The 12,940-nt window shown below is 43.2% G+C and carries 18 protein-coding genes; 3 read left to right on the top strand and 15 right to left on the bottom strand.

All coding sequences use genetic code 11. From position 1 onward, the window contains the following. Nucleotides 1-3: 3 nt before the first annotated feature. The 14 genes from flgK to fliW form a co-directional block, all read right to left on the bottom strand. Nucleotides 4-1,323, bottom strand: coding sequence for a flagellar hook-associated protein FlgK (gene flgK, locus AB986_RS11360; RefSeq protein ID WP_048311277.1), 1,320 nt, complete (start codon nt 1,321-1,323; stop codon nt 4-6). Between the two features lie 31 nt (nt 1,324-1,354). Further along, the gene (locus AB986_RS11355) at nt 1,355-1,831 is read right to left on the bottom strand and encodes a flagellar protein FlgN (RefSeq protein WP_048311276.1); all 477 of its coding nucleotides are present in this window, start codon (nt 1,829-1,831) and stop codon (nt 1,355-1,357) included. Between the two features lie 14 nt (nt 1,832-1,845). Continuing rightward, nucleotides 1,846-2,106, bottom strand: a complete 261-nt coding sequence (gene flgM, locus AB986_RS11350) for a flagellar biosynthesis anti-sigma factor FlgM (RefSeq protein WP_048311275.1) — start codon at nt 2,104-2,106, stop codon at nt 1,846-1,848. A gap of 111 nt (nt 2,107-2,217) precedes the next feature. Further along, a complete protein-coding gene (locus tag AB986_RS11345; protein ID WP_053216141.1) occupies nt 2,218-2,649 on the bottom strand; it encodes a flagellar basal body-associated FliL family protein in 432 nt (143 codons plus the stop codon). A gap of 18 nt (nt 2,650-2,667) precedes the next feature. Continuing rightward, a complete protein-coding gene (motB, locus tag AB986_RS11340) occupies nt 2,668-3,465 on the bottom strand; it encodes a flagellar motor protein MotB (RefSeq protein ID WP_048311273.1) in 798 nt (265 codons plus the stop codon). Further along, nucleotides 3,458-4,270 (bottom strand): flagellar motor stator protein MotA, encoded by an 813-nt coding sequence (gene motA, locus AB986_RS11335; protein WP_048311272.1) that lies wholly within the window; start codon nt 4,268-4,270, stop codon nt 3,458-3,460. The genes motB and motA overlap by 8 nt, the downstream gene beginning before the upstream one ends. Nucleotides 4,271-4,294: 24 nt before the next feature. Continuing rightward, nucleotides 4,295-4,666, bottom strand: coding sequence for a flagellar export chaperone FliS (gene fliS, locus AB986_RS11330; protein WP_048311271.1), 372 nt, complete (start codon nt 4,664-4,666; stop codon nt 4,295-4,297). Between the two features lie 12 nt (nt 4,667-4,678). Further along, nucleotides 4,679-5,059: a flagellar protein FliT gene (fliT, locus tag AB986_RS11325; RefSeq protein WP_048311270.1), complete on the bottom strand. Its 381-nt coding sequence runs from the start codon at nt 5,057-5,059 to the stop codon at nt 4,679-4,681. Next, a complete protein-coding gene (gene fliD / locus AB986_RS11320; protein ID WP_048311269.1) occupies nt 5,059-6,537 on the bottom strand; it encodes a flagellar filament capping protein FliD in 1,479 nt (492 codons plus the stop codon). Before fliD ends, fliT begins: the two co-directional genes overlap by 1 nt. A gap of 111 nt (nt 6,538-6,648) precedes the next feature. Next, on the bottom strand, nt 6,649-6,990 hold the full coding sequence (gene flaG, locus AB986_RS11315; protein WP_048311268.1) for a flagellar protein FlaG: 342 nt from the start codon (nt 6,988-6,990) through the stop codon (nt 6,649-6,651). 35 nt (nt 6,991-7,025) lie between these two features. Next, nucleotides 7,026-7,202, bottom strand: coding sequence for a YjfB family protein (locus tag AB986_RS21720; protein ID WP_084006520.1), 177 nt, complete (start codon nt 7,200-7,202; stop codon nt 7,026-7,028). Between the two features lie 326 nt (nt 7,203-7,528). Then, nucleotides 7,529-8,797, bottom strand: coding sequence for a flagellin N-terminal helical domain-containing protein (locus tag AB986_RS11305; protein WP_048311266.1), 1,269 nt, complete (start codon nt 8,795-8,797; stop codon nt 7,529-7,531). A gap of 416 nt (nt 8,798-9,213) precedes the next feature. After that, nucleotides 9,214-9,447, bottom strand: a complete 234-nt coding sequence (csrA, locus tag AB986_RS11300; protein ID WP_048311265.1) for a carbon storage regulator CsrA — start codon at nt 9,445-9,447, stop codon at nt 9,214-9,216. Further along, nucleotides 9,448-9,897, bottom strand: coding sequence for a flagellar assembly protein FliW (gene fliW, locus AB986_RS11295; protein WP_048311264.1), 450 nt, complete (start codon nt 9,895-9,897; stop codon nt 9,448-9,450). Nucleotides 9,898-10,214: 317 nt separating this feature from the next. Between fliW and pxpB the strand changes: the two genes are divergently transcribed. The 3 genes from pxpB to AB986_RS11280 are packed head-to-tail and all read left to right on the top strand — an operon-like array spanning nt 10,215 to nt 12,618. Further along, a complete protein-coding gene (gene pxpB / locus AB986_RS11290; RefSeq protein WP_048311263.1) occupies nt 10,215-10,937 on the top strand; it encodes a 5-oxoprolinase subunit PxpB in 723 nt (240 codons plus the stop codon). Then, a complete protein-coding gene (locus AB986_RS11285; RefSeq protein WP_048311262.1) occupies nt 10,934-11,701 on the top strand; it encodes a LamB/YcsF family protein in 768 nt (255 codons plus the stop codon). The genes pxpB and AB986_RS11285 overlap by 4 nt, the downstream gene beginning before the upstream one ends. Beyond that, the gene (locus AB986_RS11280; RefSeq protein ID WP_048311261.1) at nt 11,698-12,618 is read left to right on the top strand and encodes a 5-oxoprolinase subunit C family protein; all 921 of its coding nucleotides are present in this window, start codon (nt 11,698-11,700) and stop codon (nt 12,616-12,618) included. The genes AB986_RS11285 and AB986_RS11280 overlap by 4 nt, the downstream gene beginning before the upstream one ends. Here the strand turns inward: AB986_RS11280 and AB986_RS11275 are convergent. After that, nucleotides 12,615-12,893 (bottom strand): hypothetical protein, encoded by a 279-nt coding sequence (locus tag AB986_RS11275; RefSeq protein WP_048311260.1) that lies wholly within the window; start codon nt 12,891-12,893, stop codon nt 12,615-12,617. The genes AB986_RS11280 and AB986_RS11275 overlap by 4 nt on opposite strands. Between the last annotated feature and the right edge of the window lie 47 nt (nt 12,894-12,940).

The following is a 12,940-nucleotide window of genomic DNA, read 5'->3' as shown; positions in this document are numbered from 1 at the left end:
TCTCTATACGCCCATACGGTTAATAATTACATCGAGTATTTCATCCGTTGTACTAATGTAGCGTGCAGCCGCATTGTACGCATGTTGAAATTGAACAAGGTTTGCCATTTCTTCATCCAACGATACACCGCTAACCGACATCCGGTTATTATCTATGGATTGGAGAACAGATTCATGATTCGATACAGTTCTTTCGGAAGACTGTGCATTTGAAGCAAGACGGGTAATGAGCGTGCTGTAATAATCATTCACATTCGTTGTCACAGAATCAGTAGAACCCGCTAGCGGGAATGTAAACGTTTTGTTCTTTAAATCACTAATGCTTGAGGCAATATCTCCATTGCTAATCGTGTCGTTTTTGGAAGAAGCTCCTATTGTTGAGGGGTTTGCTTTCACATCATTGTTGATTGAGATGCCTTCAAGGCCATTGCCAGCAGTAGTGAAAAGCGGTTTGCCTTGCTGCATCGTTCCATCGGCGTTTCTAATTAGGGAAAAACCAGATTCCATTAAATCGTTCAATCCACCCACTTCCCCACCCGGAGAAGTAGCGTCCTTGCCGGAAATCAAAGTGTTGAACATCTCATTAAGATCACTCTGCATATTCTTTGTCAGAGTAATAGATTCTTGAATTCCTTTAAGCTTCCCGCCGACTACTTCGCCATCTGCAGTACGAACGAGCCCAGATAACTGATCCTTTAATAGATCGCGACGGTCCATTAAATCGTTCGCATTTCCATCTTTCGAAATCTGCTTATTTAAACTCTCGATTTGCGAAGATATCGAGCTAATCTCGTTTTGAACCGCTGCTTCCTGCTTCACCAAACTATCTGTTAGACTCGTAAGCCCTTTGTTGAACGATTTTGCTTGATCAAGAAGCTCTTCTGCACGTCCTACAACAACGGCGCGTGCTGCGGTACTATCAGGATTAGACGCAAGGTCTTCCCACGCTGACCAGAAGCGATCGAGCGACGCACTGAGACCATTTTCACCAGGCTCACCGGATAACGCCTCAATCTGCTCAAGCGTATCAAGCTTCATAGACTCTGAACCTAGCATCGAATTGCGTTCACGGTATTGACCGTCGAGATATTCTGAACGAATCCGTTCAATCGATTGAACACTTACACCAGTTCCAAGCTGAGAGGATGTGCTACCTGTTTGGTAAGGGTACGTGATCGGAGAAGTTGCCTGCATGTTCACGCGTTGTCTTGAATAACCGGGCGTATTTGCATTTGAAATATTGTGCCCCGCTGTTGTGAGAGCTGCTTGCTGGGTGTATAGACTTCTCTTTCCGACCTCTAATCCATGAAATGTTGATGTCATTTCGTCACGTCCCTTTCCTTACCTGACTGCATCAGGCCTTCGTATCAAAGTATCCTCTTGGTGCACCTGTAGACGGCTTTTGATTGGGCCTGCCGTAAGTGATCGATTGATCACGAGGAGCTGTTAGATGACCAATCATATGATGGATAAACGCCATCGCATCTTTTAACAACTCTTCATTTTGTTCATTAAGTGATTTAAGCGTCTCAGCTTGCTTTTTTAACTCAGCTGCACGGCTTTCAACCATCCGTCTTACTGGAGGGCTAAGGAGATCAAGAACTCCTTTTAGCGTTTGTTCTTTATCGCCAGATAGCTCACCGGTCAGCTCCTGACGCCTCTCTTCTTTGTCACGCAGCTTCTGTAGAAGATCTTTCTCTGTTTTCATTACTTCCGTTAGACTTACCATATCCCGTTCAACGAGCGCTGCATGCTTCTGCTCCGACACCTTAATTAATTTCTCATGCACCTGAATCATCTCGCTCATTACGCTCAACAACTGTTGTCCCATCGTGCCGCCTCCTGTTAGAACCACTTTTCAAACAGCTTCTCTGCTGTTTTCTGACTATCGACACGATACGTACCTTCTTCAATTTGCTTCTTAATCGCTGTTACCTTGGCTTCGCGTTCCTGTTCAGTCTTCATGTCGTATAGTTCTCTCGCTTTATTAGAGATTTGGAGCTCATCTTCACGAGGAGCTTTTTTCGCCTGCTCTACTTTCGTAACAGGATTATGCTTCTGGTAAGGGTTTACAATAGGCGGTACTGACGGTTTGTTCACGTTCATGCCCGGTCACCTCTCTCCGATAAATTATTAAACTACTCCTATTCTATTATTCGTACCCTAAATTGAGCATTCTACCGTTATTATCGGAAATTTATCAAAAAAGTTAACCGCTTACTGGATTTTAAAGTCTGTAATGAGAACTCGTTCGACTTGTCCATCGTGTAAAATCTTGTTTGCTTCTGCTTGAATCGTCTTAGCAAAATTCGTGAGCCCCTCTGAACCTTTTAAGTCGTCACGAGATAAACCAGCAAGTGTTGAAATGACGATCGCTTTCAGCTCTGGTGTTCGAACTTCGAGTTCTTTATAGCTCTTCTCGCTGTCCGCAAGTAAATTTAATTGAACAACAGCGTAATTTTCAGATGTTAAATTCGTTGTTAGCGGCTCCATGCTAAAGCTTCTTGCTGCAAGTTCTTCTGCCGTCGGTTCTTTCTCCTCCTGTGCAATCACTTCTTTTAAGTTGATATCCAGAAAGATTACGGCTGCTACCGCTCCTGCTCCAACAATACCAAGTGCCGCTAGGAGGATCATCAAAATCCGCTTCATCTTTTCCACCTCATCATTCTAATTTTCAACGTTGTACGGGAGGATTAGTACTTCTACCCGACGATTTTTCGCTCTTCCTGCATCGGTTTTGTTTGTATCAATCGGTCGATACTCACCATAACCTGTAAAGCTATACAGCTCGGGCTTTAAGTTCTTATTCTTCAAAAGCTCAGTCATAAAATTAAGCGCGCGCTCGGAGCTTAAGTGCCAGTTTGATTGATACTGAGACGTTTTAATCGGTCGATTATCTGTATGACCCGTTACCGTAATCCGGCGTGGTGGATCTGTAACAAGAAGCGAGGATATTTCTTTCGCAAGTTCCTTCGCGTCACCAGTTAAATCCGCTTTCCCACTTTGGAACAGTGCCGCTTCTTTAATGGTGATGAGAAGACCTTCTTCTGTTAATTTCGTCTGTAAGAACGCATCTAGATCCTGCTTTCCAATATACGCGTCAATCCGATCTTTCAACTTCTCGAGCTTATTCAAATCTTTCTCAAGCTCTTCTTCTGACTCTTCCTGTTCCTCTTTCTCTTTCTCTTTTTCTTCTTCTTTGTCCTCTTCAGGATCTTCCTCTAGACCTACAAAGGATCCCTCTTGAGGCTGCATTGTAGACGGTTCGCTTTCCATAATGCCTGTTCCGCCATTTAATACTTCTTCAAACGATTTCGTAATGGCTTCGTACTTTTTCACATCGACAGTACTCGCTGCAAATAAGACGATGAATAGTGCGAGAAGAAGCGTAAGCATATCCGCATAAGGAATGAGCCAGCTTTCATCAACGTGCTCTTCATGTTCCTCGTGCCTTTTCTTACGCATCCGCCCCTACCCCTTCGCCAACCGTCTGACTTGCTTTTACATCCTCGAGATTACGCTCTTTACTTGGCAGATATACGAGTAGCTTGTCTTCAACCATTCGCGGAGATGCACCTGACTGTACGGCAAGAAGGCCTTCAAGCATAATCATTTTGATTCGTGCCTCAGCACTTGATTTACGCTTCAACTTATTCGCAAAAGGGTGCCAGAGAACGTATCCTGTGAAAATTCCAAATAGAGTTGCGATAAACGCAGCCGCAATTGATTTCCCTAGCAATTCCATATCACCAAGATGACTTAGTGCTGCAACAAGACCAACAACAGCTCCGAGCACGCCAAGCGTGGGCGCATACGTACCGGCCTGCGTAAAAATGCCTGCTGCTGCCTTATGACGGTCTTTCATTGCTTCAATATCTTCTACAAGAATTTCCTCAATCACTTCATGAGAATGGCCATCGATCACCATTTGAAATCCACCTTTTAGAAAGGGATCATCAATCTTCTCAAGGCTGTTTTCTAGTGAAAGCAATCCTTCTCGACGAGCAACCGTTGCCCAGTCACGAAACATTGGAATCAATTCTTTTTCCGTTATAATCTTTTGATTCGTGAAAAGAATTTTCAACAAAACCGGAAATTTCTTTATTTCATTGAACGGAAAGGCTATCAATAGTGCCGCTGCTGTCCCTACGAAAATAATAACAAGGGCAGCTGGATTTAGGAGTGCGGCCGGATTTGCTCCCTTTAGAACTAATCCGCCAATGAGGACGAAGAAGCCAAGCAGTACGCCAAACAGAGATGTTTTTTCCATTGCATTCACCCTCTTTGTTTCCCTTTATTTCATCTGTTCCATCGCTGTTTTCCACGTATTTCGAAATTCCTCAGCTAACTCTTCTACTTCTTTCAGCTTGCTAGCATCATTTGTGATATTCGCTGAAACTAACTGTGAAATCATATATTCATAAAGTGAGTCCATCGACTCGGAAAGTGCAATATCCATGTTTAATGAGCTTCGAAGCTCCTGTAAAATGTTCTGAGCCTTAATGATGTTTGTGTTCTTCGCTTCGATGTTCTTCTTCTCCATCGCTATAGCTGAGAGACGAATAAATTTAATGCATCCGTTATAAAGCATTAAAGTTAATTCCTGTGGTGAAGACGTTGTGACTGCATTTTGCTGGTACGTTTGGTAAGGGTTTTTCATTGCCATCTTACGTGCCTCCTATTTTCGCTGATCGAAAAATGCGCCGTCTGTGTACGAGTGTGCTTTATACTTACCTGCCGCTGATTTCCCTTGCTGAAGTCGTCTCATTTGATCTGAAAATGCCGCATATAGCTCGGAAAGCTTTGGTTGAATTGTCTCTTCAAGTCCACTCAACTGCTCAAGCAAATGCTGCTCATCCGGTGACCAATCGTTTCCTTCCTCTTTCAACGCCTCATCTAGAAGCTTAATCGTCTCTTCCCGCCGACTAATAATATGGTTTATGCCATCAAGGTCACTCTGCTCATTATCGTCCATAGAAGGCTTTAATCCTTCAAGCGATCTTGCGATTTGATTTGTAATCACGTGCATTTGATGCAGTGCATCGATTCTTTTCATCATTACATCCCACCAAGTAAGTTTTGTTGTACCCATAAGCTTTGTTGATTCATTCTGTCCATCGCTGTCTCAAGTGCTCCAAACTGCTTCCAATAGCGATTTTCCACCGTTTCAAGCTTGCCTTCCCATGTTCTCATCTGCTCATCTAAATTCTTTAATCGCGTTGAAAGGAAACTGCTATCAATGAGCGACCCTGGCGTACCCGCTTTTTTGCCAAGCTGATCAATGCCTTGGTTCACGCTATCGTATAATCTGTCACCAATTCCATTGCTTCCACTAGTAAAAAGATTTATCACTTCATCAGGCTTCTCTTCAAGCGCGCTTTTTAGCTTCGCTTCATCAATGAAAAGCTTACCGCCATCCTGATAACTCCCTGTATTAATCCCAATTTGCGAGAGCATCGAGAGTTCCCCAGCCGGAATGCCTTCTACAGGAGACATCCAGGCATTTCGCAAGCTGCTCGTAATTCCTCTTACAGTTGAATCACTTTGCAACAAACCGCTTCTCGCCTTTTCTTCCCAGAGCTCTATTTCCTTCTCAGTTAAGTCTTCTCTCTGCGCATCCGTCAGTGGAGGGAAGTCACGATTTCGTTTCTCTGTCAGCAACCCTTTCGTTTTATCAACAAACTCGTTGTATTTCTCAACGAACGACTTCACCATGTCGAACGGGGCCTGAGTGTCACTTTGAATAGAAATAATCGACGTTCCTTTTTGGACAAGATCGATCTTCAAGTTATTAATAGTCGTCGCATTCGTTTTCAGGTTCTCAACGACAATGCCATCAAATGAAACTGACCCATATGTACCCGTTGCAGTGGCGTTCGTTGCTCCCCCTAAAAGCCTTTGGGCAACGGTATTATCGCTAAACGATGAAAGAGTTAACGACTCATCTCCACCCATGGCTTTGGTTGAAATGAAAAACCGTGAAGTCGTGTTGTCGAAATTCGCTCTCATTCCGAGCGTTTCACCTGTCGCATCATCTTTCGCACCGGCGATTTTCTCAGCTAGACTTTTAAATGTATCGGCAGCTGTTATCGTAACGGTTGCCGTTTGTCCTTTTGCATTCGTAAGTTCAAAGGTTGTGTCGTTATCCGCTGCGTGAAGAACCTTGTCAGTCGCTTTCGCATTCGTCCCTGCTTCATTCTGAATCGCTGCAGCAGAAACGTATTTTGCACTTTCGGCAAGCTGATTCACCGTAACCTTGTACGAACCAGGCACAGATGAAGACGTTGACGTCGCTTTAACTGTGTCAGCATTCGAAGACACCGCTTTGTAGGCGTTATACCCTGACTGCAGTCGCATCGATGATGCTGCAGTTCGCATCTCAGACATCATGGTGTTCAGCTCTCGATACGATTCCTTCTGCCATTCAACCACTTGCTTTTGTTGAGACAATTTATCGAGCGGGACCCGCTCTGCCGTCATGAGATCTTTTACCATCTGATCAATATCCATCCCCGTCGCTAACCCGGAAATTCTCATGAACATCTCCTCCGTTCGTTCCTCTTATACATACTATCGGCATAGAAAGGAAAGAGTTTAAGGTGTAAAAAGTCCTAAAAAAAGAACTCTCAGATTGAGAGTCTAAAAACGTCATATTTTCCGATCGACCATAAACCCAAGCAGCTCAGCCGTCGCCGCATACCGATCAAGAAATTTCTTCGAAGGAATCTCCTTCACCACTTCTTCTGTCGTCGTATCAATAATTTGAACATAAAACTCATTTAACTTGTCGTGTAGCTGAAACTTGATGCTCGTGTTGGTTGGTTGGATGAAGTCGTTCAATTCATTCACTTTATTGATGACCGCTTCTTTTGAGAATTCTTCTTGATGTAAATCGATTTGCTCTAGTAGTTCTTGCTTAATCTGATGATCCTTTTGCTGCGCTTTTGGTGGTATGCCAGAAGCCATTTGTGGCACGTTTGAAATTTCCATTGTTTTCGCTCCCTGTCAACGGAGTACAATGGGTTCTATCCTTTGATGTTCACATGACTCCCAAGATGAGGCTGAACCGATTGCTCCAACATTTTCACAAATTGATTCGAGTTATCCTGCGCTTGATTCATTGCTGTTTTTGTTAGCGAAACGTTCACCTGTTGCTGAACCTTCGCTTGGTTTAACACCATTGAAAGTGCTGCAATATCCAAAACACATTTCACTCCTTTATAGAAATGCTCTAATTATAAGGCTCTTTTTGTAGGTTCTTTTGCTATAAAGCGGTTGATTTGCGCTCCAGGATGCTCGCTTTCCGCGTGGCGGGCGCTGAGCTCCTCGGCGCGCAAGAACATCGCGCCTGCGGGGTCTCACCTGTCCCGCTGGTCCCGCAGGAGTCGAGCATCCTTCCGCTTCAATCAGCTAAGTGTGGTTCACTTCTGCAAAATCTTTTAAAAAAGCAACCATTTTCTAGAAAAGAATCAATTATAAAGAAAGACCTTAGAAGAAGATCTAAGGTCTTTCAAAGTAGTATTAAAGATTAACGAAGAAGTTGAAGTACTTGCTGTGGAGCCTGGTTAGCTTGTGCAAGCATAGCCTGAGCTGCCTGAGCTTTGATGTTTTCCTTCGTCATGTTCATCATTTCTTTCGCCATATCAACGTCGCGAATACGAGATTCTGCAGCAGTTAGGTTTTCGGAAGATGTGTTTAGGTTGTTGATAGTGTGTTCAAGACGGTTTTGAATAGCCCCTTGTTTAGATCTTTCATCAGAAACCTTTTTTAATGCAGCATCAATTACAGTTATTGCTGCAGAAGCTTTGTCGGAAGTGCCTATATCTAAAGCACGTTCAGTAGTTGTGCCAGAAGTTCCATCTGTAACTGTAGTAGTAGAAGTCCAAGCTGCATTTAAAACGTTATTTCCATCAGAATCCTTTAGAGCGTCTCCACCGTCATCACTACTAACACCTAGTGCTTCAGCTCTCATATCAGACAAATCTACTTCAAATGTTTGACCTCCATTAGCTCCAATTTGAAGGGAAAGGGCACCATCTGTTGCAGAAACACCATTTGTTGTTTCGTCGACAGAAGCTTTTCCTGTTCCTTTAATTGTAACAGCAGCGTCTTCATTCGAAGCAACCTTTTGTGTCAAAATTATCTTATCTGTTCCAGTTGTAACAGTGTACTTATCATTAAGGGCACTACTTTCAATGGCTGTTTTTAGTGAAGCCATATCTGCTGCTTTAAACTCCCCATCCTTAGAATCGGGAGTACCTGTTGCAGCTATTGCTGTAAACTTAACACCATCAATGTTTAGAGTATCAGTATCAACTGTAGCAGCTGTGAATGATATTTCAAAAACTCCAGCAGTTCCTGTAGTTCCAGGTCCACCACTGTCTCCATTAACTAATTTACGAGAATTGAATTCAGTAGTATTACCAATTCTATTCATTTCTGACGTCAATTGGTTAACTTCCTCTTGAATAGCTGTACGATCTTTTCCTGTCAAAGTGTCATTAGATGCCTGAACTGCTAATTCGCGCATACGCTGAAGCATACTTTGCGTTTCACCTAATGCTCCCTCAGCTGTTTGAATTAATGAAACTCCATCTTGAGCATTACGACTAGCTTGATCTAACCCACGAATTTGACCTCTCATTTTTTCTGAAATTGCTAATCCAGCTGCATCATCTCCTGCTTTGTTAATACGAAGTCCAGAAGACAACTTCTCCATCGAACCACTAGCTGCACTTTGGTTCACATTCATCTGACGGTACGTGTTCATTGCTGAAATATTGTGATTAATAATCATTCTTAATCTACCTCCGTGTAATGTTTTATCAAGAAAATCCACATCCGTTTGGACTTCCTAACACTCCTATTATCGGCAGGTGATTTTAAACGTTTAATAGTTTTTTAAAAAATAATCAGAAAAATTTAAAACTCATCTATTCCCTACTATAAACCTTAGTGTTCCTATAATTTACGTAATCAAGATAGCAAAAAACTCAAACAAAAAAGAACCGCACCCTAACGTGAAAACGGTTCTTTTACCAAATTCCTTATTAAAATGTTCTTTCTTTAATATAGCCACATTTAGCAAATTGGAGCGTAAGCGACGAGGAGGCTCACCGCCCGCCCCGCGGAAAGCGAGCATCCTGAAGCGGAAATTAACCCACTCTTATAGATAGAGCTTTTAACAGTAATATAATTTAATGTATGAGTTTTTTACGAACTCGTCCTCTTCTGAAACTCCTTCAAATCATCCAAACTAAACTCCTGCATCGCTGCAAGCTTATTCTCAGATTGAATTGCTTCATAAATCTCTTTCCGATGAATCGCAATATTCTTAGGAGCTTCAACGCCAATTTTTACGGTGTCGCCTTCAACGCTAATGATCTTCAATTCAATTTCATCATTAATGACAATTGATTCGCCTTTTTTCCGTCCAAGTACAAGCATCTATTCACCCTCCTGCGCTGCCACTTGCTTCAGCAAAGGTTCTTTAATGCCATACTCCTGTTTCAGTACCATCTGTCTTCCGATTCTAGCAACTGTATTAAAAATAAGCGGTGCTTTTAAGTTCATCGTTGCATCTTGTAATGAGCCTTGAACTGTAAGGATTGAGAGAACAAGCGAGTGTTCTGGATCTTTGAGCTCGAGCTGATCGAGGGTACCGTTGTCCAGATTCACCTCATAATTAGGATAGAAAGAAAATGGATCTGCGAGGAAGAAGCAGAGTCCTCTTTCTTCTGTTGATTGTAAAAAGTAAAAAGGAGACTCATCTTTGTCGTCGGCGGGTAAAAGAAAATATGTTTTAAAGTGCTCGAGGCCGGGGATGCCGTTTGCAAACGTCATGAGACGTTCTTCATGAACATCTATTTCTCCAAAGCGTGCAGTGTCTATTTTCATAACGATCTCCTTTGTTGATTGCATTCTACCTTCATTATAAGGGTTTTGGCTTCATTTTCCATGGTGAATTTGTTGTAATTTTGAAATTTCGGTAAAATGAAAGAAACGATTGAGTAGAATTATTGCGATAAAGCGGTTATTTCCACTCCAGGATGCTCGCTTTCCGCGGGGCGGGCGGTGAGCATCCTTCCGTTCCAATCAGCTAATTAGGTTCTCTATCAAAAAAGCTGTTAACAAAAACCTTTTAGAAAAAACCATTTAACATTCACAAGCTAATAGTAACGTACTCACTTATTTAATAGAAAGGAGCGCTTTTCATGTCAATGACCTTTCATCCCCTCGGAGAAGCTGCCGTGAAGGTATCGTTTAATGAAGCCGTTTCTCCATCTCTGAACAAAATGATTAAAGCATTCTGTACGAATCTTTCATTTAAAGATCAAGGAATAATTGAATGGGTACCTGCTTATGATTCTGTTACCGTTTATTATGATCCTTGGGTTTATACGTATCAACAGCTAACAGAGTTGCTTAAGAAAAAAGCGCTTGAAACAGAGCAACAACAGAGTAACTCCAAAACCATTGTTACCGTTCCGACTCTTTATGGAGGCGAATACGGGCCTGATCTTACTACTCTAGCCAAATCGAAAAAGATGAATACTAATGACGTTATTTCACTACATACAAACGGCGACTACCTTGTGAACATGATTGGCTTTTTACCTGGCTTTCCTTATCTTAGCGGTCTTGACGAGCAAATCGCTATGCCACGTCTTAAGGAACCACGACAAACGGTGCCTCGAGGATCAGTTGGCATTGCAGGCAGTCAGACCGGCATCTATCCGCTCGAATCACCTGGTGGTTGGAACTTGATTGGGCGTACACCACTTCGCCTTTATGATCTTGAAAAGGAAAACCCTTTTCTTCTAGAGCAAGGTGACTATTTGCACTTTCGCTCTATTTCTGAAGAAGAATACAAACGGATTGAAGACGAAATCGAAAAAGGTACGTACAAGCCTGAGCGTAGGGAGGAAACGCTATGACCTTTCATATTGATTTAAACAGCGATCTTGGGGAAAGCTTTGGAACGTATGTAATGGGACAGGATGAGCATGTGCTTGAGCTTGTTTCATCAGCAAATGTGGCGTGTGGTTTTCATGCAGGAGATCCTCATATCATGAATAAAACGGTGAAATGGGCGAAGGAGCACCATGTTGGAATCGGTGCGCATCCTGGTTTTCCTGACTTAATGGGATTTGGACGCCGAAATCTTAACGTGACACCTGAAGAGGCGTACACGCTCGTTCTTTATCAAATCGGAGCACTGCACGGGTTCTGCAGTGCACACGATGTGCGTCTTCAACACGTTAAGCCGCACGGAGCGCTTTACAATATGGCTTCGAAAGATCCTGAACTTGCGAATGCGATCGCGCAGGCGGTGAAGGATTTTGATCCCGAGTTAATTCTGTTTGGACTCGCGAACTCTGAACTGATTCGCGCTGCACAGGACGCTGCGCTTCCTTATGCATCAGAAGTATTTGCCGACCGCACGTATCAGCCTGATGGCACCCTAACGCCTCGTGTTGAAAAGAATGCGATGATTCGTGATGAACAAACGGCGATCGATCAGGTGATTACGATGGTGAAGGAAAGCAAAGTAACTGCTGTTGATGGATCGATTATTGATATTGAGGCAGACACGGTTTGCGTGCACGGTGACGAGCCGTCTGCCCTCGCGTTTATTAAGGCACTGCGGAAAAGGTTCGATGAAGAAAACATCGTCATAGAAAGGATCGGTAACCTGTGAAGCTATTTTTAGTTGAAAAACCAGGGTTGTATACAACGTATCAAGATTTAGGACGAATAGGATATATGAAGTTCGGAGTGCCAACGTCTGGCGCTCTTGACCGCTTTGCTCTTGAAGTTGGCAATATCCTTCTAGGGAACGAGCGAGGCGCGACAGGTCTTGAGGTTACCATGAAAGGACCTGAGCTTATTGCCCAGGAAACATTCATCTTAGCTGTAACAGGTGGCGATTTATCGCCGATGATTAACGGGAACCGCATCCCGCTGTGGAAATCTGTTCTCATTAAGAAAGGACAGGTGCTTGAATTCGGCAAACCGCGACAAGGTGTTCGAGCTTATATCACGATATCAGGCGGGTTTGAGGCGGAGGAATATATGGGAAGTACGTCTGTTTATGAACCCGCTGGACTTGGACGTAGACTTCAAGCTCGGGATGAGCTTTTTGGCACTCCTAGGGAACGAAAAACAGGAACCGGGTTATTTTACACCGAGATTCCTGAGTATTGTCGTGACATTGAGGTACGAGTTGTGAAAGGACCACACCACGAGCAGATTTCAGCCGATGTGGTTAAAGCCTTCTTCTCTTCTACCTACGAAGTGTCGCCGCAATCGAATCGGATGGGCTATCGCCTTCGTTCTGAACTTGAAACAAATCATGATGGTGACGTTATTTCCGACGCTGTGCCGATTGGTGGCATTCAGCTTCCTGGAAATGGACAGCCGATTATCCTACTGGCTGATCGTCAAACAACAGGCGGCTATACAAGAGTCGGCACTGTCATTGGTCCTGATCTTCCTTTGATTGCTCAGCTTCCACCTGGTGGAACGATTCGCTTTAAGGAAGTGAGTGTAGAAGAAGCCCAAGAAGCGGCCATTCAGGTTGAGCGGAAGCTTCGAATATGGAGTCGAATGACCTAACGGAGGTGCAAGTAATTGTGAAGTTCATCCTTCACAACCTCCCCCTGGTCCTGTTCGGTCATTTGGAGGCGATAATGATCGCCTTCAACCTCCGCTTGGAAGTTATAGAAGCCTTTATTATTAAGATAGTCGCTTAGATCTTCAATTTTTTCACAATGAGAGAACAAAATTTTATTGCCCACATAATCATCGTTCACATAAACGTTATAGCTATCATGTGCATTTTTTATGGAATCAGCTTCCGCTGGATAAAAAATCGGGAATTGTTCCGGCATTCTGTCTCCCTCCTTTCTTTAGGGATTACTATCAATTTGTCCTTCCT

This window comes from Guptibacillus hwajinpoensis, assembly GCF_001039475.1.
In the GTDB taxonomy this organism is placed as follows: Bacteria; Bacillota; Bacilli; order Bacillales; family Guptibacillaceae; genus Guptibacillus; species Guptibacillus hwajinpoensis.
The sequence above is the reverse complement of the archived record's forward strand: the minus strand, read 5'-3'. Positions and strand labels throughout refer to the sequence as shown.